Raw genomic sequence first — 23220 nt, 5'->3', positions numbered from 1 at the left:
CCAACCGCCGAAAGCAAGAGCATGAGCAGCTACCAGAAACGCAGCAAGCAAGAGCTGGCCCGGCGCGTGGCCGAAGACATCTTCGACGGCGCCTACGTCAACCTGGGCATCGGCATGCCCACCCAGGTGGCCAACCACATCCCGGCCGGCCGCGAGGTCATCCTGCAAAGCGAGAACGGCATCCTGGGCATGGGCCCGGCGCCCGCCGAAGGCCAGGAGGACTATGACCTGACCAATGCCGGCAAGCAGCCCGTCACCCTGCTGCCGGGCGGCTGCTACTTCCACCATGCCGACAGCTTCGCCATGATGCGCGGCGGCCACCTGGACATCTGCGTGCTGGGCGCCTTCCAGGTCTCGGCCACCGGCGACCTGGCCAACTGGAGCACGGGCGAGGCCGGTGCCATCCCCGCCGTGGGCGGCGCCATGGACCTGGCCGTGGGTGCACGCCAGACCTGGGTGATGATGGACCTGCTGACCAAGACCGGCGAATGCAAGGTCGTCGAGGCCTGCAGCTATCCGCTCACGGGCCTGTCCTGCGTCAAGCGCATCTACACCGACCTGTGCACGCTGGAATGCACGCCCGAGGGCCTGCGCCTGATCGACACCGTGCCCGGCCTCTCGCACGCCGAGCTGCAGTCCATCGTGGGCCTGCCCATCAAGGACGCGACGGCCACGGCCTGATCCCTCAGCTCCCCACCCAGTGGGTGCGCTGCGGCGCACCCCGGCACCTCTTCATTCTTTTTCCAGGAGACACCATGAGCCAGTCCAATCAGGCCTTCATCTGCGACGCCATCCGCACCCCCTTCGGCCGCTACGGCGGCGCCCTGTCCCCGGTGCGTGCCGATGACCTCGGCGCCGTGCCGATCAAGGCGCTGATGGAGCGCAACCCCGGCGTGGACTGGACGGCCGTGGCCGACGTGCTCTACGGCTGCGCCAACCAGGCCGGCGAAGACAACCGCAACGTGGCGCGCATGTCCGCCCTGCTGGCCGGCCTGCCCATCGATGTTCCGGGCGCCACCATCAACCGCCTGTGCGGTTCGGGCCTGGACGCCGTGGGCACGGCCGCGCGCGCCATCAAGGCGGGCGAGGCCCGCCTGATGATCGCGGGCGGCGTGGAAAGCATGAGCCGTGCGCCCTTCGTCATGCCCAAGGCCGAAAGCGCCTTCAGCCGCAGCAACGCCGTGTACGACACCACCATCGGCTGGCGCTTCGTCAACAAGCTGATGAAGCAGCAGTACGGCGTGGACTCCATGCCCGAGACGGCCGAGAACGTGGCCGACGACTTCAAGATCGAGCGCGAAGCCCAGGACCGCATGGCCCTGGCCAGCCAGCAAAAGGCGGCCGCCGCCATCGCGGCCGGCTACCTGGCCAAGGAAATCGTGTCCGTGTCCATTGCCCAGAAAAAGGGCGACGCCATCGTGGTGAGCCAGGACGAACATCCGCGCGCCACCACCATCGAGGCGCTGGCCAAGCTCAAGGGCGTGGTGCGCCCGGATGGCACGGTGACGGCCGGCAATGCCAGCGGCGTGAACGACGGCGCCTGCGCCCTGCTGCTGGCCAACGAGGAAGCCGCCAAGCAATACAACCTGGTGCCCCGCGCCCGCGTGGTCGGCATGGCCGTGGCCGGCGTGGCGCCGCGCATCATGGGCTTCGGCCCCGCGCCCGCCGTGCACAAGGTGCTGGCCCTGACCGGCCTGACGCTGGAGCAGATGGACGTGATCGAGCTGAACGAAGCCTTCGCCGCGCAGGGCCTGGCCGTGCTGCGCGATCTGGGCATTGCCGACGACGACCGCCGCGTCAACCAATGGGGCGGCGCCATTGCGCTGGGCCATCCGCTGGGTGCCTCCGGTGCCCGCCTGGCCACCACGGCCGTGAACCAGCTGCAAACGCTGGGCGGCCGCTACGCGCTGTGCACCATGTGCATCGGCGTGGGCCAGGGCATTGCCGTGATCCTGGAAAAGGTCTGAGACTGCGATGAGCACCGTGGATAACAAGACACCCGTCACCGTGGTCAGCGGCGCCAGCAACGGCATCGGCCGCGCCATCGCCGAGGCCCTGCTGGCTCAGGGCCGCGCCGTGGTCAACCTCGACTACGTGCTGCCCGATTGGAGCCATCCCCTGCTGGTGAGCTACCAGGCCGACCTGACCAGCGAGCAGGCCACCGCCGAGGCGGCGGCCCGCATTGCCGCCGCGCACAACGTGGTGGCCCTGGTCAACAACGCGGGTGCCACGCGCCCCGGCACCATCGACAACGCCAGCACCCAGCATCTCGACGACGTGGTGGGACTGCACCTCCGCGCGCCCATGCTGCTGGTGCAGGCCTTCCTGCCCACGCTGCGCGCCTGCGGCGAAGGGCGCATCGTGAACATGTCCTCGCGCGCCGCGCTGGGCAAGCCTGACCGCATCGTCTACTCGGCGACCAAGGCGGGCCTGATCGGCCTGACGCGCACACTGGCCATGGAACTGGGCCGCGACCGCATCACGGTCAACGCCCTGGGCCCCGGCCCCATCGCCACCGAGCTGTTCACCAAGAGCAACCCCGAGGGCGCGCCGCAGACCCAGCGCATCCTCAACAGCATTGCCGTGGGCCGCATGGGCACACCGGAAGACGTGGCCCGTGCCGCGCTGTTCTTCCTGTCGCCCGACAACGGCTTCGTCACCGGCCAGGTGCTCTATATCTGCGGCGGCACCACGCTGGGCGTGGCGCCCGTCTGACCACCCGTCTGACCGAACGCCTTTCCAGGCACAACACCCTTCAAGAAGAACCACTGGAAGCGCCCGCCTGCACAGGCGGACGCCACACAGGGCCCTGCCCTGGCCCAGCCCGGCGTTGCCGGGCCCGGCCATCCACCTTATTGCCGAATCAGGAGACCTCTCGATGTCCGATCAAACCACCCACTTCACCCGCCGCCGTGGCCTGCAGGCGCTGGCCGCCGCATCCCTGACCGCCCTCGGCGCCCTGTCCGGCACCGCCGCCCTGGCCCAGGACGGCTTCCCCAGCAAGCCCATCACCATCCTCGTGCCCTTTGCCGCTGGCGGCACCACCGACATCCTGGCGCGCATCGTCGCCCAGGCGCTGCAGCAGGAACTGGGCCAGACCGTGATCGTGGACAACAAGCCCGGCGCGGGCGGCAACATCGGCGCCGTGGCCGCCGCGCGTGCGCCGGCCGACGGCTACACGCTGTTCATGGGCACCGTGGGCACGCATGCCATCAATGCAGCGCTCTACGCCAAGCCCGGCTTCGACCCCATCAAGGACTTCTCGCCCCTGACGCGCGTGGCCAACGTGCCCAACCTGCTGGTGGCCCACCCCAGCCAGCCGTTCAAGACCGTCAAGGAAATGATCGCCTACGCGCGCGCCAATCCCGGCAAGCTGAACTACGGCTCCTCGGGCAGCGGCAGCTCCATCCACCTGTCGGGCGAGCTGTTCCGCTCCATGACGGGCCTGGACATGGTGCACGTGCCCTACAAGGGCAGCGCCCCGGCCATCACCGACCTGCTGGGCAACCAGATCGCCATCATGTTCGACAACATGCCCTCGGCCATCCAGCATGTGCGCTCGGGCAAGCTGCGTCCCATCGCCGTGACCACGGCCAAGCGCTCGCCCGAACTGCCCGATGTGCCCACCGTGGCCGAAGCCGGCGTGCCCGGCTACGAGGCCACTTCGTGGTTCGGCCTCTGGACCCAGGCCAAGACGCCCGCCGCCGTGCAGCAGCGCCTGTACACGGCCATTGCCAAGGTGCTCAAGGACCCGGCCGTGGTCAAGAAGATCAACGACCAGGGCGGTGACGTCGTGATCGACACGCCGGCCGAATTCCTCGCCTATATCAAGGCCGAATCGACGAAGTGGAGCAAGGTCGTAAAAGACTCCGGAGCGCAAGTCTGACGTACCCCCTGAGCCGCTGCGCGGCTTCCCCCTGAAGGGGGACGGCGCCATCGCCGCGAGGCGGCTCTTGCTCGGCGCCCCTGGTGTTAGGCTGCGCCGGTTTCCAGCGCCATGCGTTTGAGCATTGAAATGGGGAATAAAAAAGAGCTGCCTCCGGGCAGCTCTTTGCATTGGGGTGTCAGGTGCTCAATCCAGCAAGTCGGAGTAGTCGCCCTTGTCATAGCCTTCGATGGTCTTCCAGGGCTGGGCCAGCGGGGCGGGCAGCTTGCTGGCGGTGACGACGATGCGCTCGGTGCCGTGAGAGTCGCTGCGCTCCACGCGGCGGGCGAACTGGTTGGCCACGTCCCAGTCGATGACGGTGGTCTGCTCGCCTGCGGTGCCGCGGTAGCGCTGCACGCCGTTGTGCGGCTTGCCCACGCGCTCCATGCCCTGCAGCGCGGTGGGAGGCACGATCCAGTACACGTTGTCGAAGGAGCCGCCGTAGCCGACGTTGCCGTGGTGGGCCAGGTCCACGCTGATGACGCGGCGCAGCTTGGCCAGGATGACTTCCACGCCGACCTTGCCGTCATCGGCGCGGCGGATGGACAGGGGCGCGGCGCGGGCCTCGTCATGGGCATGGCCGGCGTGCGGGCCGTGGGCATGGTCATGGCCGTGGTCCTGGCTCTGGCGCAGGGCGGCGGGCATTTCGCGCTCTATCCACAGCTGGGCCTTGCGGCGGTAGACGCGGTTGGTATAGACGCTGCTGCGCTGCACGCCGTCGCTGCCCACGCTCATGGCTTCGTAGGTGATGCGCAGGTCGGCCTCGGGCGTGGCCTGCACGGCGGCCGTGGTGCGGGCCACGGAATCAGCGGGGACTGCGGCCGTGGGTGCGGATGCCGCCGCCTTGGCCGGCTCGGCGGCCCATGCAGCGGAGACGGAACAGGCCAGCAGCGCGGCCGCGTAGATGTGGCGCGCCGCGCGCGGCGCCGGAAGGGAAAGCGTCATGGAATCCAGCCAATGCGAAAAAACCGGGGCCGGGCACACGCATGTGCCACGGCTCCGGCCAGGGGTTGGCAAGCAGCCAACGAAGGAAGAAACAATTACAGGCCAGCGGCTTCGCGGACCTTGGAGAACACCTTGGTGTTGTCCATCGTGCCCTTGAAGATCTTGGCACCCGCGCCGCCGGCGAACAGCATCACGTCGCCGCCGCCATGGGTCTCGGAGCCCGGCGTGCCCAGGTTCAGGCCGACTTCCTGCAGGTAGTTGTCGTCCGTGGTGTCCACGGCCGTCACGTCGTCGCGCGAGGCGCCGCGCGTGGGAGCGATCCAGGGCTTGTTGCCATCTTCGGCATTGACCTGGCTGGAGGCCGTGGCGTTGGGACGTCCGCCGTTGCCGAAGGCCAGCGTGGTGTAGGGCTTGCCGTCCTGGGCCTTGGCCATCTGGCCGGTCTGGTAGTCCTGCACCTTGCCCAGGATCGGGTTGCCGATCTTGGAGTAGCCGTTGAACACCATGTTGTGGTCGTGATCGGCAGTGACCACGATCAGCGTGTTCTTCAGGCCCGGGTCCTTCTTTTCCATATAGGCCATGGCGGTCTCGATGGCGCGGTCGAAGGCCAGCGTGTCTTCCAGCGCGCGCTTGGCATTGGTGCCGTGCAGTGCGTGGTCGATGCGGCCGCCTTCCACCATCAGGAAGAAGCCCTTGTCATTGCGGCTGAGCACGTCCAGCGCCTTGCCGGTCATGTCGGCCAGGCTGGGCTCGTCCAGCTTTTGCTTGACGCGGTCCAGCTCGTAGGCCATTTCGCTTTGCGTGAACAGGCCTAGCAGCTTGGGGGCCTTGGTCGCGTCCAGGGCCGACAGCTCGCTGCCCTTGGCGACATAGGCGTAGCCCTTGGCCTTCATCATGTCCACGAGGTTGGCCGTGTCCGTGCGCTTGCTGCTGGGGTTGACCGACTTGGGCAGGTAGTTGCGCTGGCCGCCGCCCATGAGCACGTCGATGCCGTCGCCCAGCTTGGCGTTGTAGTTGGCATGGCCGGGCACGGACTGCTCGGCAATGCTGTTGTAGCCATTGCGGTTGCAGATGTGGGCGTAGGTGGCCGCAGGCGTCGCATGGCCCACGCGCGTGGTGGAGATGGCTCCCACGGCGCGGCCCTTGGCCTTGGACAGTTCCAGCAGGGTCTGGGCGGGCTGGCCGTTGCCGGCCGGGCAGGTGGTGTCCTCGCCGTTGATGTACTGCTGGCCGTTGGCCGCATAGGCCAGGGTCTCGGCCGACATGGAGATGACTTCGTTGTTCATCTTCACGCCGGTCATGTAGGCCGCCATCGAAGGCGCGCTGTCCGTGGTCTGGCCATCGCGCGAGAAGGTCTTGACGCGGCTGGCGTAAGGCAGGGACTGCATGGTCAGCGTGGCGCGCTCGCTGCTGGTCAGTGCCGTGGGATTGGCAGCCAGCTGCTTCTCACCCTTGTAGATGCGCGCGGCGGTCACGGTGACCGGGCCCATGCCGTCGCCGAGGAAGAAGATGACGTTCTTGGCCTCGCCAGCCGCATGGGCGGCAGGTGCCAGCAGCGCCAGCGCGCCGGCCGCAGCCAGGGCGAGGGAGGTCTTTTGGAGGATCGGATGCATGTGGAATTCCTTGAGTGCCTTGATTGCAGCGTGCGGCATCACAAGCCGATGCTCTTCTTGATCAGCGTGAAGACGGTGGTGTTGTCGATCACGCCCGAGAACGTATCGGCACCCATGCCTTGCGCGCCCAGGAACACGTCGCCGCCGCCGTGGGTTTCGGAGGCCAGGGGCACCACGGCCTCCTGCAGGTAGTCGGGACTCTCCAGCGAGGCCGCGTCGATGGGACCCCGCGTGGCCAGGCGCTTGGGACCGTTGCCGAAGCCCAGGATGGTGTAGGGATTGCCGTCCACATCGGTGGAGGCCTTGCCGTCCACGTAGTTCTTGACCAGGCCCAGCACGCCGGGCTTGCCGGCCTCGGTCTTGCCGGTGCGCGCGGCATAGCCGTTCAGGTGCAGCGTGTGGTCATGGTCGGCGGTGACGACGATCAGCGTGTTCTTCAGGCCCGGATCGAGCTTGGCCATCTTGTCCAGCGCGGTCTGGATGGCGTTGTCGAAGGCCACCGTGTCCTGCAGCGCGCGGCGCGCGTTGGTGGCGTGCAGCGCATGGTCGATGCGGCCGCCTTCCACCATCAGGAAGAAGCCCTTCTTCTTGGCCGACAGTGCGTCGATGGCCTTGCCCGTCATCTCGGCCAGGCTCGGTTCCTTGGTCGCATCGCGGTCCAGGTCATAGGCCATGTGGTCCTTGGTGAACAGGCCGGCGATCTTGCTGCCGTCCACGGGCAGCTTGTCGAACTCGCTCTTGTTGGCGGCGTAGCTGTACTTCTGCGTCTTGAACTCGGCGATCAGGTTGCGGCTGTCGTTGCGGCGGCCGCCGTCGGCCTTGGGCGTGAAGTAGTAGGAGCCGCCACCCAGGATCACGTCCACGCCGTCACCGAGCTTGCTGTTGTAGCCGGAGCCGCCGGGCACCAGGGCCGCGGCGATGGTGTTCTCCGCATCGCGGTGGCAGACGTGCGAGTAGGTGGTTGCCGGCGTGGCATGCGTGATGCGCGCGGTGGAGACCACGCCCGTGCCGTAGCCGGCGGACTTCATCTGCTCGAGCAGCGTGGGAACGGCCTGGCCGTTGCCGCTGGGGCAGGTGCTGTCGTAGTTGGTGTGATAGGCCTTGCCCGCAGCGTCCGTGGCCTTGGTGTCGGGCGTCATGGAGATGACTTCGTTGTTCATCTTCACGCCGGTCATGTAGGCGGCCATCGAGGGCGCGCTGTCCGTCACCTGGGCGTCGTTCGAGAAGGTGTGGACGAAGGCCGTCTCGGGCAGCTTGTCCATGGTCAGCTCACCGTCTTCACCCACGCTGTAGATGCGTGCGGCCGTCATGGTGGTGATGCCCATGCCGTCACCCAGGAAGAACAGCACGTTCTTGGTCGGAGCGGCTGCGGACGAACCGTCGCTGCCGCCACAGGCGCTCAACAGCAGCGAGGCACCAGCCAGCGCGCTGCACAACATCTTCAATTTCATGCGGATATCCCTCTGTAGGCAGGGGACCCCGCAGCACGGCCGCGCCCTCCCCCTGTTGATTGACCCGTGCACTGTAGGAGCGGCCTGTGACGAGCCCGTGACAGCAAGGCAGCAGCGGCAGGCGTATCGTTGCGGGGATGCGCTGCCAGCCGGGGAGCACCCGGCCACCCCCGCGACTGAACAAGGAACCCCATGGACCAGAAAGCCCAAGCCCCGAACGCCTCGCACGCCACGGATGCGCCGCCCAAGCCGGTGCTCGACTACCCGTTCGAGGCGCCACCGCAGCGCGGGCAGACGCTGGAGGTCGCACCCGGCGTGCTCTGGATACGCATGCCCCTGCCCTATGCGCTGGATCACATCAATCTCTGGGCCATCGATGACGGCCAGGGCTGGGCCATCGTCGATACCGGCGCGCGCACCGACGAAGGCGTGGCTACCTGGCGCGCGCTGTTCTCCCAATCCACCGACGGCCGCTCGCTGACGCGCGTGCTGGTCACCCACATGCACCCCGACCATGTGGGCCTGGCCGGCTGGCTGACGCGCAAGTTCCATGTGCCGCTGTACATGACGCGCCTGGAGTACCTCAACTGCCGCGTCGTGGTCTCAGACTGCAGCCGTGAGGCGCCGCCCGACGCCATCGCCTTCTACCGCCGCGCAGGCTGGAGCGACAGCGCCCTGGAGTCCTACCGCGCCCGCTTCGGCAACTTCGGCAAGCACATCCACGCCCTGCCCGACAGCTACCGCCGCCTGCACGACGGCGAGGAACTGCGCATAGGAAAGCACCTGTGGCGCGTGGTGGTCGGCAGCGGCCACTCGCCCGAGCACGCCAGCCTCTACTGCCCCGATCTCAAGCTGTTGATCTCGGGCGACCAGGTGCTGCCGCGCATCTCGTCCAACGTCTCGGTCCATGCCATGGAGCCAGACGCCAACCCCATGGCCGACTGGATGGATTCTCTGGAAAAGGTCAGGCGCGAAGTGCCCGACGATGTGCTCGTCCTGCCCGCGCATGGCGATTGCTTTCGCGGCCTGCATGCACGCATCGATTCACTGGCCGCAGGCCAGGAACGCGCCAACGCCCGCTTGCTGGCCGCACTGGCCGAACCGCGTCGCGCCGTCGATGTCTTCGGCGCTCTGTTCTCACGCCCCATCAGCGAATCCAGCCCCGCCCTGCTGGGCATGGCCACGGGCGAGAGCCTGGCCTGCCTCAACCACCTGATGCATGCAGGGCAGGTGGAGCGCAGCATTGATGCCGATGGCATCGCCTGGTACCACGCCGTGGCGGGGGTCTGAGACTGCTGCAGGCAGCCGGCTCAGGCCGCCTGCAGCAGCGGATAGCGCTGTGCCATCGCATCCTGCATGCCGAACTCCGCCAAGATGGCGCGCATGCGCTCGACCGCACTGCGCTTTTTCTGCCCCGTGTAACGCGCAATGATCAGCTCGTTCTTCATGCTGTGTTCCCAGCCGACCAGCTCGGTCACGGTGACCTGGTAGCCGCAGGCTTCCAGGTACAGGCAGCGCAGCACGTTGGTGAGCTGGCTGCCCATCTCTCGCGTGTGTATGGGATGGCGCCACAGTTCTGCCAGCGGCGTGCGCGTCAGGCTCAGCGCCTTGGTCTGGCGCAGGCAGGCAGCGACCTCGGCCTGGCAGCAGGGCACCAGCACCATGGCCTTGGCTTTCTTCTCCAGGCCGAAGGCGATGGCATCGTCGGTGGCGGTGTCGCAGGCGTGCAAGGCCGTGACCACGTCGAATTGCGCAGGCATGAAGTCGGCATGCGTGGATTCGGCCACCGACATATTGAGGAAGCCCATGCGCTCGAAGCCCAGCTCGGCAGCCAGCTTCTGCGAAGCGTCCACCAGCGGCGCGCGCGTCTCTATGCCGTAGATATGGCCGCGCCCCAGCGGCTTGAAATACAGGTCGTAGAGGATGAAGCCCAGATAGGACTTGCCGGCGCCGTGGTCGGCCAGGGTGACCGCATGGTCGTCGGCCGACAGTTCTTCGAGGATGGGGGCGATGAACTGGTACAGGTGGTAGACCTGCTTGAGCTTGCGCCGCGAGTCCTGGTTGATCTTGCCTTCGCGCGTGAGGATGTGCAGCGCCTTGAGCAGTTCGATGGACTGGCCGGGCTTGAGGCCCAGCTGCTCGGTCACATCCTGCTCGGGTTTCGCGGCAGGCTTGCCTTGGCGCGCCTTCATTCGGCTGCGCCCGGCTTGGCTGCATGCGCCACGGGGCAGCGCGCGCCCACGCCCATGTCCAGCCAGCCTTCGATGCCGATCTTCTCCAGCGTCTCCATGTTGCGCTCGTAGATGGACTCCGCCTCGGGGAATGCTTCGACCGCCTTGTCTATGCTGTCCTCGCGCAGCAGGTGCAGCGTGGGATAGGGCGAGCGGTTGGTGCAGTTGGTGACGTCGTCGGCTTCGGTGCCCTCGAACTGGAACTGCGGATGGAACGAGGCCACCTGCAGGATGCCTCCCAGGTCCAGTTCCTCGACCATGGCGTCGGCCACCTCGAGGAAGTCGTTGAAGTCCAGGAACTCCTGCAGCGCATGGGGCAGGATCAGCAGCGTGGTGTCGCGCTTCTCGGGCGAGGCCTCGGCCAGCGCTTCCAGCTCGCGGTGCAGATCCGCCGCCACGCCCTCGGCGTCGGTGGCCTGGCTGACCGTGTAGTGGATCTGGCCCTTGATGTGCACGCCCTTGGCGAAGGGGCACAGGTTCAGGCCGATCACGGCCTTTTCGAGCCAGTGCACCGTATCCTCGATCACGGTGACAGGCGGAAACTCGGCCGCGCGAATCTCGTGGTTGGTATCGGTCATGGCTGTGCCCTTCAAAAATGCGAACGGGGGCACTGCGCCCCCAGACATTGCGAAACCGTCCAGGAACCCTTCCCTGCCCTGTCACGCAGGGTCCGCATTCTAGCCGCGCCGCCCGGACGATGCCGGTGCTCGGATTTCTCAGCCCAGCAGGCGCAGGCCTGTCAGCAGCTCATGCTCCCGGGCCGCGTAGCGGTCCGTCATCCCGGCGATGAAGTCGGCCACCACCCGCGCACGCGCCGATACGTCCTCGGCCAGCATGGCCCGCTGCACGAAACGCGGCTTCATGCGATCGGGCTCCACCATGTAGGCCGCAAACAGCTCGGCCACCACCTGCTGCGCGCCGTCCATGGTCTTCATCACCTGTTCATGGCGATAGAGATTGCGGAACAGGAACTGCTTGAGCTGCAACGACTGCTGCCTCATGGTATCGCTGAAGCCCACCAGGGGGCCAGCCTGTGCGCGCACCTCATCGACCGAACAGGGCCGTGCCTGAGCAATGCGTTGCTGCGTGGCGGCGATCACGTCATAGACCTGGTCGCTGAGCATGCGGCGGATGCTTTCGTACAGCAGTCGGCGCTCGGCCAAAGGCATGCCCAGCTGGGGATGCTCGGCCAGCGTTGCATCGTGATAGCGCGCGAACAAAGGAACGGCCTCGCGCAGCTGGGCCATGGTGATCAGGCCGGAGCGCACGCCATCGTCCACGTCATGGGCGTTGTAGGCAATGGCATCGGCCAGATTGCACAGCTGGGCCTCCAGCGAAGGCTGCCGGCCCAGCAAAAAGCGCTGGGCCACGCCACCGGGCTCGCGCGCTTCCAGGTGCTCGGCATTGGTGCGCGAGCAGTGCTTGAGAATGCCCTCGCGCGTCTCGAAGCTCAGGTTCAGGCCGTCAAAGGCCGGATAGCGCTCCTCCAGCCGGTCCACCACGCGCAGGCTTTGCAGGTTGTGCTCGAAGCCGCCGTGCGGCTGCATGCAGGCATTGAGCGCGTCCTGGCCCGCATGGCCGAAGGGGGTGTGGCCCAGATCGTGGGCCAGGCAGATGGCTTCGACCAGATCCTCGTCCAGTTGCAGCGACCGGGCCACCGAGCGGCCCAGCTGGGCGACTTCCAGCGAGTGCGTCAGCCGTGTGCGGAACAGGTCGCCTTCATGGTTGACGAAGACCTGGGTCTTGTAGACCAGCCGCCGGAAGGCCGAGGAATGCACGATGCGGTCCCGGTCGCGCTGGAAGTCGCTGCGCGTGGGCGCAGGCGCCTCCGGGAAACGCCGCCCCCGGCTGACCGCCGGGTTGCAGGCATAAGGGGCCAGGGCCTGTTTCTGCATTCGATCGCCTCATCATGCTGACGAGGCCACTCTAGCAGTTCCTGCTTGCCCCCTGCGCTGCGGATCAGGCGCAGCAGGCGTTGATGACCTCGCGCACCAGCGCGTCGGGGGCCGAACGCATGATGGCCTTGCCGGGGCCGTCGATGAGCACGAAGCGGATCTCGCCCGCCTCGGACTTCTTGTCCACGCGCATCAGTTCCAGATAGCGCCCGGCATTGTCGGCTTCGTCCAGGACGGCGCCACGCACGGGCAGGCCCGCACGCGCGATCAGCACACGCAACCTCTGCACGAAGGCAGCATCCACCAGGCCAAGGCGCTGCGACAGCTCGGCCGCCATGACCATGCCGGCGCCCACGCCTTCGCCGTGCAGCCAGTTGCCATAGCCCATGCCGGCTTCGATCGCATGCCCGAAGGTGTGGCCGAAATTGAGAATGGCGCGCAATCCGGCCTCTTTCTCGTCCTGCCCCACCACCCAGGCCTTGATCTCCACGCTGCGCTTGATCGCGTGCGCCAGTGCAGTGCGGTCACGGGCAAGCAAGGCGTCCATGTTCTCTTCCAGCCAGGCCAGGAAGTCCATGTCGGCGATCGGCCCGTACTTGATGACCTCGGCCAAGCCGGCGCTCAGCTCGCGCACGGGCAGCGTGTCCAGCGAAGCCAGGTCGCAAACCACCAGCTGCGGCTGGTAGAAGGCGCCGATCATGTTCTTGCCCAGCGGATGGTTGATGGCGGTCTTGCCGCCCACCGATGAGTCCACCTGCGACAGCAGCGTGGTGGGCACCTGCACGAAGGGCACGCCGCGCATGTAGCTGGCGGCGGCAAAGCCCGTCATGTCGCCGATGACGCCACCGCCCAGCGCGAACAGCACGGTCTTGCGGTCGCAGCCGCCGGACAGCAGGTCGTCAAAGATCAGGTTCAGCGTCTGCCAGTCCTTGTGGGCCTCGCCATCGGGCAGCACCACGGTACGCACGCTGCGGTAGCGTTGTTCCAGCACGCGGCGCAGTGCGGGCTCATAGAGCGGTGCGACCACATCATTGCTGACGATCACGGCCTGGGCCGCAGAAGGCAGGGCGGCATAGGTCGCGGCCTGGTCCAGCAGGCCGGTGCCGATGGTGATCGGATAGGAACGGTCACCCAGGTCGATGGTCACGACCTGGGCGGCAGGCAAGGAGGAAGCGGTGGGCAAGATGGTGTCGCTCCAAGGCAGAAAGAGTGAAAGGAATTGCGCGACACGGCAGCGCGCCCGGCAACCGCCGATCTTAAAGAAAAAGGCCCCGGCAAGTGCCGAGGCCTTTGGTGTTCCAGCGGGCTGCCGCTCAGGCCAGTTCCGCCTGCATACGTATGCGCTGGGCGGCCTGCGCCACAGACAGACCCGATGTCTGGATCACGAAGTGAGCCGTCTCCAGATAAAGCGGCTCGCGTTGCAGCAGCAGCTCCCGCAGGCGCAGCGCCGGGTCTTCCACCTGCAGCAAGGGCCGCGTCACATCGTTGCGCAGCCGCGCGGCGATGGCCTCTGGCGAGCAATCCAGATAGAAGACCTGGGTGCGCGCATGCAGATGGCGGCGGTTTTGCTCGCGCAGCACCACGCCACCGCCCGTGGACAGCAGCAAGCTGGATGTGGAGGCGGACAGCTCATCAATGACCTGCGACTCCATGTCTCGAAAAGCCTGCTCGCCCTCGCGCTCGAAAAACTCCCGGATGCTGCAGCCTATGCGCTGCTCGACCACATGATCCGCATCCACAAAACGCATCGACCACAGGCGCGCCAGCTGGCGCCCTATGGTCGATTTGCCGGAGCCGGGCAGGCCGATCAGGGCCACCCGGGTTACCAAGCCTGAAACATCCATTTGCTGTTACCGCACGGGCCATGGGAAATCAAAATTATCTCCCATGGCCGCGAACGGCATCGCCTTTACGGCGCCGGCTTGGCCACCGTGATGGTCACGTTCCTCGTGATCACCGTGTTGTCGGCATCCGTGACGCGCACGATTATGTTGAAGGTGCCATCCGCCGTCGGAGTACCCGACAAGATGCCGTCGCTGGACAACGCCAGCCCTTCGGGTGTGCCACCCAGACTCACCCACGTGTAGGGAGCGGTACCGCCGGTTGCCAACAGTGCATACGCCAGGGCCACACCACGTACGCCAGAGATGGTCGGTGCAGTGAAGGCCAGAGGTGCCTTGGCCACAATGGTCACGGTCACGGTCTTGTCGACCACGGTGCCCTGTGCGTCCTGCACACGTACCAGCATGTTGAAGGTTCCGACCACAGTTGGCGTACCGGAAAGCACGCCGTCGCTGCTCAGGCGCATACCGTCTGGAACACCACCCAGTGTCGACCAGCGATAAGGAGGAATGCCACCTGTTGCTGCAAAGCCGTACACCAGAGGCTGGTCCTTGACACCCGAGATGCTCAAGCCATCAGGCAGGGCCAGAGGCGTCTTGGCGATCTCATGGTAGACACCCACAACGGTATAGGCCCTGATGGGATCCTGAATGCCATTGCTGACATCATTGTCCCGTCGGTCCACGGTCGTTTCCAGCACGATGGCGCCGCTATCGGGGCCACTGGAAAGCGACAGCTGTGCAATGCCGTTGAGAGAGCTGATCTGCAGCGAAGAACCCGCCTTTGTTCCAGAGATCAAGCGAGCACCTTCATAGGCGGAACTGGGAACGATACGCACCTGGACATTGGGGCTGGCGCCAGTGACGGGCTGGTTGCGGTCATCAACGACCTTTACTTCCAGGGACACGTTGTTGCGCAGATCGCTGAGGTTGTCCCGGGAGCCCAGATAGCCAGGGGCCTGAGTAACGGTCAGCGTGCTGGCAGGCAGGTTTTGCGCCGCACCACCGATAGTGACGCTGGCACTGGCACTGACAACCCTCTTGTCACGGGGATCCGTGACCGAGCAGGTCACGGTCGCTAAGCCAGCCTTGTTATCCGCATGCAGATGGAAGGTAGCACTGCCGGAATTGGATCCGAGCACGACGGCACGGCTCGCCATAATATTACCCTTGTCATCCTTTTTATCCGTTCCATCCAGATAAAAGAGCATGGAGGAGTCCAGGCCGGCAGTCAACGCACATTGGAAAATTCCATCCCCGCCAGGTATAGGCATATTCCCTTGACGAGCCTCGACATACATTGTTGTCGTATATGCCGCATTAGCACCAATACCAGGGCCGGCACTTGCAATATTCACCGGAAGCTGTGTCTTATCTGCGCGCAGCGAAATGGTATATGGCTGATTTGTCTCACCAGCACTCCCTCCTCCACCACCACACCCGGCCAGACCGAGTGCCAGCATGGCACCGAAAATGATTTTTTGCATGATTATCAATCTCCTACTACATTCAACGAGCACTTCGGATGTCAGCCAACATCTTCGGTGTAATAAATACCAGCATCTCCCGCTTTTGGGACTCTCTCACACGACTTTTGAAGAGGTATCCCAGCACAGGAACATCACCCAACAATGGAATCTTGTTTTCCGTGTTGGTCTCCTCCATCTCGAAGATGCCGCCAATCACAACAGTTCCTCCATTCTGGACAAGAACCTGGGTGCGCACATGCTTGGTATCGATAGCGACACCTTGCAGCGTGCTCTCGCCACGCGAATCCTTGTTGACATCCAGGTCCAGGATGATATCGCCTTCAGGAGTGATCTGAGGCGTAACCTCCAGCTTCAAAACGGCCTTTTTGAAGGCGATGGTCGTCGCACCATTAGGCGCCGTCACAGAATACGGATACTCAGTACCTTGCTCAATCAATGCCTTGGTCTGATCGGCCGTCACCAACCTCGGGCTGGAAATGATCTTGCCCTGACCGTCGGATTCCATCGCAGAAAGTTCAAGGGTCAGGAATCGGTTCGCAGCAGCATTGAAGATCGACATGGCAAACGTGCCGGAGTTTGCGACATTCGACAATTTTCCAGGCAGATTGACAAAACTCCCAGAGGTATTGACGGTCTGCCCGCTCGCTCCTGCGGAAGCATTGGCATTGTCAAATCCCGTTCCGATGGCAACACGGTTGTCTCCACCGATGCTGTATCCCCCGTCTCCACCGCGCTGAGCACGTAAATCCCCACCGCCAAGACGCACACCCAGAGCCCGGCCAAACGTGTCGCGGGCTTCCACAATGCGGGCTTCAATCAGCACTTGGCGAACAGGTACATCCAGCGTCGCCAACAGCGCCTTCATCTCCTCCAGTTTCGTGGATGTATCGGTCACGAACAACTGATTGGTGCGAGGCTCCGAAATCGCAGACCCACGCTCCGACAGGAACCTGGTGGAAGCTCCACCCGAGCCACCGCCACCTGAGCTTGCACTGATCTGCTGAAGAATATCGGCCGCCTTCGCATAGTTCAGCTGGAAGCCCTGAGTTCTCAGAGGCTCCAGTTTCTGAATCTCCATTGCGGCCTCATAGTCCCGCTTGGTGCGCGCATCGATTTCATCCCTGGGTGCAATCCAGAGCACAGATCCGGACTTGCGCATGCCCAGGCCCTTGGCATCCATGATGATTTGCAGCGCCTGATCCCAGGGAACATCCTTCAGGCGCAGGGTCAGTGCCCCGGAAACCGTGTCCGAAGTCACGATATTGAAGTTCGTGAAATCGGCAATCACCTGAAGCAGAGATCGCACTTCGATATTCTGGAAATTCAGGGAGAGTTTCTCACCGCTGTAGCCAGGGCCCTGAGTCAGTTTGCTCACGTCCACCTTTTTCTGGCGAACTTCAATCACAAACTGGCTGTCACTTTGATAGGCACTGTGCTCCCAATCACCCGTGGGCGCAATGCGCATGCGGACTGACTCACCCTGCTGCAACGAGGAGATTGTCTGTACCGGCGTACCGAAATCAGCAACATCCAGCTTGCGCCGCAGCCCTTCAGGCAAAGAAGAGCGCAGGAAATCGACCACCAGTTCCTTTCCTTCACGGCGCAGATCCACGCCGACCTGGCTATTGCTCAGGCCCACGACGATACGGCCCGAGCCATCGCTTCCGCGGCGAAAGTCGACATTGCGTATCGGCTGGCTATCGCTATTGGTGGCCGCTTTGTTCTCAAACACGCCTTGCTGTGCGGAAGGCTTTGCGCTTGCAGATGCGGCCGCCACCGGATCCAGCAGGATCAGCAGCGCCTTGCCTTGGCGTTCAGTACGGTAGGAGGTCGCCATCTTCAGGTTCAGCACCAGGCGTGCGCGGCCTGAAGCCTCGACGATATTGATGGAGCGCAGGTTGCCCTGATTGAGCTCGACCACCGATTTGCCCGTGCCATTGGTGGCGCCAGGAAAATCCAGTGCGATGCGCGCCGGAGACTGGATCGCAAATCCCGTAGGGTCGGCGGCCAGCGCTTCGGAAAGCTCGATGCGCACCACCTCGGTGCCCCCTTGAATCGAGCCGGAGACCGACTCTATCGCGGACTGCGCCCATGCCAAGGAGCCCAGCAGCCAACCGCCTACGGCGATTCCCCAGCGAGCCTTGTGCAACATGCTTCGATGTGTGCCCATCATTTCCTTCCCTCCTGCAACTCCAGTGTGCTAGTTCTCTCTATCCAGTCGCCGCTGCCATCCTGGACGATTTCCCGCAACTGGATGGAAGTCTCCGTGATCCGGGTGATCTTTCCGTAGTTCTGTCCCAGGTAATTTCCTGAGCGAACTTGGTACAACAGGGCCCCTACCTTGATCAGCGCCGTGGGCACGCCCTTCTTGTCCAGGCTACCCACCATGGTCATCGCATCCAGAGGCTCGGCCTCCAGCGGTTCCTTGCGGCGATTTAGCTCGGAGGCGATCAGGGTGGTATTCGCATTGGTCTGCGCGGATTCCTTGCGCAGCACCTGCATCAGCTTCAAGGGATTGAAAGGATCCATGCCATCAGCTCCCAGGTAGGCTTGGGGCGTAAAAGCTTTGGGCTCCTCCAAAGGCTTGACACGGGGCTTTGCATTGGCTTTCTCTTGCGCCATCCAGGTCTGCAGTTCCTCTTGATCAGAGGAAGAGCAGCCCGAAGCGGCAAGGCAGGCTGCCAGCGTGAGCCAGCAGCTGAAACGCATGTGTCTCATTACTTCTTGCCCTTCCCTGCAGCTGCGCGTTGCGCCTGCACCTCATCCGGATCCAGATAGCGGAAGGTCCGTGCCGTCGCCTCCATGCTCAAGACCTCGCTGCCATCCTTGCCCACGGGGACGATCGACAGATTGTTCAAGGTCACGATGCGTGACAGGTAGGCCACGTCGGACGCAAAGGATCCGATGTCATGAAAGCGGCCCGTGACCTTCAACGCAATGGGCAGTTCGGCGTAGTACTCCTTGACCACCATCGCACCAGGCCGGAAGGTTTCAAACTGCAGGCTGCGGCCCAGGCCGGCCTGATTGATGTCCGAGAGCAGGGCTGCCATTTCCGCCTTGCTGGGCAATTGCTTTTCCAGCTGCGTCACATACTGCTGCACCTGTTCTCGCTGTTTCTTCAGGCCATCCAGGCTGACGGCCTTGGACAGCTTCTGGCTGAAGTCCTGCCGCAGCGTGACCTCGGTATTGCGCTCCTGCTCCAGGGTGTCTTCGTAGTCCTTGATCAGCACATACCAAAGCACGGCAGCCACAGCCAGCGCGATGGCCACGCACAACAGTGTCCGCGGCAGCACAGGCCACCGCGACGGATCATTGGGATCCAGACCACGGAACTGGCGCTGTATGTTCTCCTGCAGCGCGGAGAAGTCGATGTCGTTCTTTTTCTTCTTGGCCATCACTGGGACTTTCCTGGGTTGGCCGCCGTCGAAAGGTTCTTCTCCGCCACGCTGGCACGCGTCAGTTGAAAGCGCAGATTGAACGCAGCGGCGCGGCGCTGGTCCTTGGGCGTGACATTGACCGTCTTGGCCACGATTTCCACCAGTTCAGGCTTTGAAATCCAGGGTGTCCCCTCCGAGAGATTGCGCAGCATTTCAGACACCCGCTCATTGGACTGTGCCGTGCCCAGCATGGTCACGGCCAGACCTTCCTGCTTGATGCTGGTGATGTAGACACCGTCGGGCAACTGCGCCACCAGCTCGTTGAGCATGTGCACCGGAAGATTGCGGTCGGACTGCAGATCCTCCACGGCCTTCTGGCGTGCACGCAGGGCCGTGATCTCATTTTCCAGCCCCGCGATTTCCTTGATCTGGGACTCCAGGACGGTGATCTCGGCGCGCAGCATGGTGTTCTTTGCCTGCTGGGCCTCGATCATCATCTGGTACCACCAGTAGACCGCGCCAATGATCAAAAGCCCCACCAGGGCAGACAGGACCATGGTGGCCTGGAATGCTTCCTTGCGGCGCTTTCGTGTTGCTTCTCTGTGAGGAAGCAGATTGATCAGAATCACGACACAAACCTCCGCATGGCCAGTCCGCAGGCGGTCAGGTAGGCGGGGGCCTCGCGCGACATGCGCTTGAGGCGTACGCCGCTGCCGACTTCCATTCCATCAAAGGGATTGGCAAGGCTGCAGGCAAAACCCGTTTGCTGCGTGATGGCCTCGGACAGGCCGGAAAGTGGGGCCGAGCCGCCTGCCAGCAGGATGTGGTCTATGCGGTTGTGGGGCGTACTGGTGAAAAAGAACTGCAGTGCGCGCGACACTTCCTGCGTCATGCTTTGCACAAAGGGCTTGAGCACGGCGGACGCGTAGTCCTCCGGAAGTTCGCCGCTGCGCTTCTTGGACTCGGCCTCTTCGAGCGAGAAACCATATTGGCGCGCGATCAGTTGCGTCAGCTGTGCGCCGCCAAAGGCCTGGTCCCGGTCATACAGCACCTCGTCGTCGCGCAGGATCTGCATGCTGGTCGTCATGGCGCCCAACTCGAACAAGGCCACAAGGGCGTTGTTGCCCTGATTGGGCAGGCGCTCGATCAGCCGTGCAGCTGCCATGCGGGAGGCGTGGGGCTCGATGTCGATGACCATAGGCTTGAGGCCGGCCGCCTCGGCCAGGCCCTGGCGGTCCTGGACCTTCTCGCGGCGCGATGCGGCAATGAGCACGTCCACGTCGCCGGGTGAATTCGATGACGGGCCTATGACGCAGAAGTCCAGACTCACTTCATCGAGCGAGAAAGGAATGTACTGATTGGCCTCGGATTCGACCTGGACCTCCAATTCCTGCTCGCTCATGCCGTCCGGCAGCGAAATCTTCTTGGTGATCACGGCCGAGGCCGGCAAGGCCATGGCCACGTTCTTGGTCCGCGTGCCGCTTTTTTTGACCAGTCGCCGTACAGCCTCTGCCACTTCATCGAACTTTTCGATGTTGCCGTCCGTGATCCATCCCCGCTCCAGCGGTTCGATGGCACAGCGCTCCAGCAACAGTTCGCCCGACTTGGCACGAGACAGCTCAACGAGCTTGGCGCTCGAAGAACTGATGTCGATGCCTAGCAAAGGTGCGGGCTGGCGACTGAATAAGGATCCCATAGCAATCAACTTGCCCTCCCTCTTCTTGTGTATGTAAAGAACGCAACAAACCTTCACATATAGGTTGAATGCTATCAGCAAGACTGCGCACAGCTCACCATGCCAGCCGGAGCACGCTAGGCGCTAGTGGCCAAAAACAGACATTATTGCGGGCCATCAAATGCGACATGAATGCACCCCTGCTTGCATGTCGGCCTGCACGCCTGGCTTAGGATGCTTGGCTTGCGGCCATGCTGGCAACCGTGTGCAGCCGTCTCCTACCGTCCTCCTGGGGCACGCATTTTTATAATGCGGCACTCCTCAGCACTCCCTGCGACATGCCGTCTTCAGACTCCCGAGAACCCCAGGCTGCAAAGCCTCGCTCCGCCCCATCCAAGCCCATGCACTGGTTTCCCAAGGCCTTGCTATGGCTGGCGGGCATCGCCGTCGCCGGCGCGCTGGCCTTGATGCTGACCGTGGCCGTGGCCCTGGCCATGGCCTATCCCAACCTGCCCGACGTGTCCGAGCTGGCCGACTACCGGCCCAAGCTGCCGCTGCGCGTGTACTCCAGCGAAGGCGCCCTGCTGGGTGAATTCGGCGAGGAGCGGCGCACGCTGACTCCCATCCAGGACATCCCCAAGGTGATGACCGACGCCGTGCTGGCCATTGAAGACACGCGCTTTTTCGAGCATGGCGGCGTGGACTACAAGGGAATGGCCCGCGCCGCGCTGGCCAATCTGGGCCGCGTGAAAAGCCAGGGCGCATCGACTATCACCATGCAGGTGGCGCGCAACGTCTATCTGTCTTCCGAGAAAACCTTTACACGCAAAATTTACGAAGTCTTACTGACTTTCAAGCTAGAGCATCTGTTGAGCAAAAACCAGATTCTCGAGATCTACATGAACCAGATTTATCTGGGAAATCGGGCCTATGGCTTTGCTGCTGCCTGTGAAGCCTATTTCGGCAAGCCACTGAAGGACATCACGGTGGCCGAGGCGGCCATGCTGGCAGGCCTGCCCAAGGCACCATCGGCCTACAACCCGATCAGCAACCCCAAGCGCGCCCGCTCGCGCCAGCTCTACATCATCGAGCGCATGGAGGAAAACGGCTTCATCACCTCCGCCCAGGCCACTGAAGCCAAGGCCGAGCCGCTGAAGATCCGCACGGGCTCCTTCAACACCCGCGTACATGCCGAATACGTGGCCGAGATGGCACGCCAGCTGATCTTTGCCCAGTACGGCAACGAAGCCTATACGCGCGGCCTGAACGTCTACACCACCATCAATGCCGGCGAACAGGAAGCCGCCTACGCCTCGCTGCGCCGCGGCATCATGGACTACGAGCGCCGCCAGAAGTACCGCGGCCCCGAGAAGTTCGTGGCCCTGCCGGCCGACGCCGAAGACCGTGAAGACGCCATCGACGACACCCTGGCCAACCACCCCGACAACGGTGATGTGCTCGCCGCCGTGGTGCTGGATGCCAATCCACGCAAGATCCTGGCGGCACGCGCCGACGGCGAACAGATCGAGATCACGGGTGAAGGTCTCAAGCCCGCCGAATCGGGCCTGAACCCCAAGGCAGCGCCCAACATCAAGATCCGTCCCGGCGCCGTGATCCGCGTGGTCAAGACGCCCAAGAACACCTGGGAAATCACGCAGCTGCCCGAAGTGGAAGGCGCCTTCGTGGCCCTGGTCCCCCAGACAGGCGCCTTGCGCGCCTTGATCGGCGGCTTCGACTTCCAGAAGAACAAGTTCAACCATGTGACCCAGGCCTGGCGCCAGCCCGGCTCGGCCTTCAAGCCCTTCATCTACTCTGCGGCACTGGAAAAAGGCTTCTCGCCTTCCACCATGATCAATGACGCGCCGCTGTTCTTCAGCGCCGGCGTGACGGGTGGCCAGCCATGGGAGCCCAAGAACTATGACAGCCGCTACGACGGGCCGATGACCATGCGCACGGGCTTGAACAAGTCCAAGAACATGATCTCCATCCGCCTGCTCCAAGCCGTGGGACCCAAGCAGGGACAGGAGTGGGTCACGCGCTTCGGCTTTGACGCAGCCAAGCATCCGGCCTACCTGACCATGGCGCTGGGTGCCGGAGCGGTCACGCCCCTGCAGTTGGCTGCCGGCTACTCCGTGTTCGCCAATGGTGGCCACCGCGTCAACCCCTGGCTGATTGCCCGTGTCACCGATCACAAGGGCCGAATCCTGTCCGAATTCACGCCGCCCCCGGTGCAGGAACTACCCCAGGCCATCGACGCGCGCAACGCCTTCATCATGGACAGCCTGCTGCAGGACGTGGCGCGCGTGGGCACGGCAGCACGCGCGCAGTCCACGCTCAAGCGTCCCGACCTGTATGGCAAGACGGGCACGACCAACGACTCGGTGGATGCCTGGTTCGCAGGCTTCCAGCCCACGCTGGCCGCCGTGTCCTGGATCGGCTACGACACGCCGCGCAACCTGGGCAGCCGCGAGACGGGCGGCGGCCTGAGCCTGCCCATCTGGATCGGCTTCATGCAGCATGCCCTCAAGGGCGTGCCGGTGGCAGAGATGCCTGTGCCCCCTGGCGTCGTGAACATGGGCGGCGAGTGGTACTACGAGGAAAACGCGCGCAACGGCGGCGTCAGCAGCCTGGGCATGGACAGCGCTTCCACGGGCGGCGCTGCAGGCGCCACGCCCCCGCCCGCCACCGAGGAGCGCAACCGCATCCTCGACCTCTTCCGCAACTGACCGCCACACAAGCGGTTGACCACGCAAGAAAGCCCGGCCATGCCGGGCTTT

General features: G+C 64.1%; 20 protein-coding genes. 6 read left to right on the top strand and 14 right to left on the bottom strand.

All coding sequences use genetic code 11. The features are described 5' to 3' along the window. The first annotated feature begins 21 nt into the window (after window positions 1-21). From ACM14_RS05325 to ACM14_RS05310, 4 genes are all read left to right on the top strand, one after another. The gene (locus tag ACM14_RS05325; RefSeq protein ID WP_026062883.1) at window positions 22-681 is read left to right on the top strand and encodes a 3-oxoacid CoA-transferase subunit B; all 660 of its coding nucleotides are present in this window, start codon (window positions 22-24) and stop codon (window positions 679-681) included. Window positions 682-755: 74 nt separating this feature from the next. Then, window positions 756-1967 (top strand): 3-oxoadipyl-CoA thiolase, encoded by a 1212-nt coding sequence (pcaF, locus tag ACM14_RS05320; protein WP_065345560.1) that lies wholly within the window; start codon window positions 756-758, stop codon window positions 1965-1967. A gap of 7 nt (window positions 1968-1974) precedes the next feature. After that, complete coding sequence (locus ACM14_RS05315) at window positions 1975-2715, top strand: SDR family NAD(P)-dependent oxidoreductase (RefSeq protein ID WP_016450985.1); 741 nt, start codon at window positions 1975-1977, stop codon at window positions 2713-2715. 163 nt (window positions 2716-2878) lie between these two features. Then, window positions 2879-3886: a tripartite tricarboxylate transporter substrate binding protein gene (locus tag ACM14_RS05310; RefSeq protein ID WP_012207363.1), complete on the top strand. Its 1008-nt coding sequence runs from the start codon at window positions 2879-2881 to the stop codon at window positions 3884-3886. A gap of 186 nt (window positions 3887-4072) precedes the next feature. Here the strand turns inward: ACM14_RS05310 and ACM14_RS05305 are convergent, their stop codons facing one another. The 3 genes from ACM14_RS05305 to ACM14_RS05295 form a co-directional block, all read right to left on the bottom strand. Beyond that, complete coding sequence (locus tag ACM14_RS05305; RefSeq protein WP_065345559.1) at window positions 4073-4870, bottom strand: hypothetical protein; 798 nt, start codon at window positions 4868-4870, stop codon at window positions 4073-4075. Window positions 4871-4965: 95 nt separating this feature from the next. Further along, the gene (locus tag ACM14_RS05300) at window positions 4966-6483 is read right to left on the bottom strand and encodes an alkaline phosphatase (RefSeq protein ID WP_063328266.1); all 1518 of its coding nucleotides are present in this window, start codon (window positions 6481-6483) and stop codon (window positions 4966-4968) included. A 38-nt stretch (window positions 6484-6521) separates the two neighbouring features. Then, complete coding sequence (locus ACM14_RS05295; protein ID WP_012207366.1) at window positions 6522-7934, bottom strand: alkaline phosphatase; 1413 nt, start codon at window positions 7932-7934, stop codon at window positions 6522-6524. 192 nt (window positions 7935-8126) lie between these two features. Here ACM14_RS05295 and ACM14_RS05290 point away from each other — a divergent pair, with 192 nt between their 5' ends. Then, complete coding sequence (locus ACM14_RS05290; RefSeq protein WP_065345558.1) at window positions 8127-9224, top strand: MBL fold metallo-hydrolase; 1098 nt, start codon at window positions 8127-8129, stop codon at window positions 9222-9224. Window positions 9225-9244: 20 nt separating this feature from the next. On the opposite strand, the gene ACM14_RS05285 is transcribed toward ACM14_RS05290, so the two are convergent. The 11 genes from ACM14_RS05285 to ACM14_RS05235 all read right to left on the bottom strand — a co-directional run bounded on the left by ACM14_RS05285 (window position 9245) and on the right by ACM14_RS05235 (window position 20473). Further along, a complete protein-coding gene (locus ACM14_RS05285; RefSeq protein WP_065345557.1) occupies window positions 9245-10126 on the bottom strand; it encodes an SAM-dependent methyltransferase in 882 nt (293 codons plus the stop codon). Then, window positions 10123-10743, bottom strand: a complete 621-nt coding sequence (locus ACM14_RS05280; protein ID WP_012207370.1) for a DUF1415 domain-containing protein — start codon at window positions 10741-10743, stop codon at window positions 10123-10125. Before ACM14_RS05280 ends, ACM14_RS05285 begins: the two co-directional genes overlap by 4 nt. Before the next feature lie 138 nt (window positions 10744-10881). Beyond that, window positions 10882-12060 (bottom strand): deoxyguanosinetriphosphate triphosphohydrolase, encoded by a 1179-nt coding sequence (locus ACM14_RS05275; RefSeq protein ID WP_065345556.1) that lies wholly within the window; start codon window positions 12058-12060, stop codon window positions 10882-10884. 64 nt (window positions 12061-12124) lie between these two features. After that, a complete protein-coding gene (gene aroB / locus ACM14_RS05270; protein WP_065345555.1) occupies window positions 12125-13243 on the bottom strand; it encodes a 3-dehydroquinate synthase in 1119 nt (372 codons plus the stop codon). Between the two features lie 130 nt (window positions 13244-13373). Then, window positions 13374-13904 carry a shikimate kinase gene (locus ACM14_RS05265; protein WP_065345554.1) on the bottom strand — a complete coding sequence of 177 codons (531 nt, stop codon included), beginning with the start codon at window positions 13902-13904 and terminating at the stop codon, window positions 13374-13376. A 65-nt stretch (window positions 13905-13969) separates the two neighbouring features. Beyond that, a complete protein-coding gene (locus ACM14_RS05260; RefSeq protein ID WP_065345553.1) occupies window positions 13970-15388 on the bottom strand; it encodes an Ig domain-containing protein in 1419 nt (472 codons plus the stop codon). A 22-nt stretch (window positions 15389-15410) separates the two neighbouring features. After that, a complete protein-coding gene (pilQ, locus tag ACM14_RS05255; protein ID WP_084027318.1) occupies window positions 15411-17564 on the bottom strand; it encodes a type IV pilus secretin PilQ in 2154 nt (717 codons plus the stop codon). Further along, window positions 17561-18109: a pilus assembly protein PilP gene (locus tag ACM14_RS05250; RefSeq protein ID WP_065345552.1), complete on the bottom strand. Its 549-nt coding sequence runs from the start codon at window positions 18107-18109 to the stop codon at window positions 17561-17563. The genes pilQ and ACM14_RS05250 overlap by 4 nt, the downstream gene beginning before the upstream one ends. After that, window positions 18109-18786: a type 4a pilus biogenesis protein PilO gene (locus ACM14_RS05245; RefSeq protein WP_065345551.1), complete on the bottom strand. Its 678-nt coding sequence runs from the start codon at window positions 18784-18786 to the stop codon at window positions 18109-18111. Before ACM14_RS05245 ends, ACM14_RS05250 begins: the two co-directional genes overlap by 1 nt. Beyond that, the gene (locus ACM14_RS05240) at window positions 18786-19397 is read right to left on the bottom strand and encodes a PilN domain-containing protein (protein WP_065345550.1); all 612 of its coding nucleotides are present in this window, start codon (window positions 19395-19397) and stop codon (window positions 18786-18788) included. Before ACM14_RS05240 ends, ACM14_RS05245 begins: the two co-directional genes overlap by 1 nt. Beyond that, window positions 19394-20473, bottom strand: coding sequence for a pilus assembly protein PilM (locus ACM14_RS05235; protein ID WP_034347621.1), 1080 nt, complete (start codon window positions 20471-20473; stop codon window positions 19394-19396). Before ACM14_RS05235 ends, ACM14_RS05240 begins: the two co-directional genes overlap by 4 nt. A gap of 371 nt (window positions 20474-20844) precedes the next feature. On the opposite strand from ACM14_RS05235, the gene ACM14_RS05230 reads away from it, so the two are divergent. After that, window positions 20845-23169: a penicillin-binding protein 1A gene (locus tag ACM14_RS05230; protein ID WP_065345549.1), complete on the top strand. Its 2325-nt coding sequence runs from the start codon at window positions 20845-20847 to the stop codon at window positions 23167-23169. Window positions 23170-23220: the final 51 nt, after the last annotated feature.

This window comes from Delftia sp. JD2, from assembly GCF_001682645.1.
Classification (GTDB): Bacteria; Pseudomonadota; Gammaproteobacteria; order Burkholderiales; family Burkholderiaceae_C; genus Comamonas; species Comamonas acidovorans.
The sequence above is the reverse complement of the archived record's forward strand: the minus strand, read 5'-3'. Positions and strand labels throughout refer to the sequence as shown.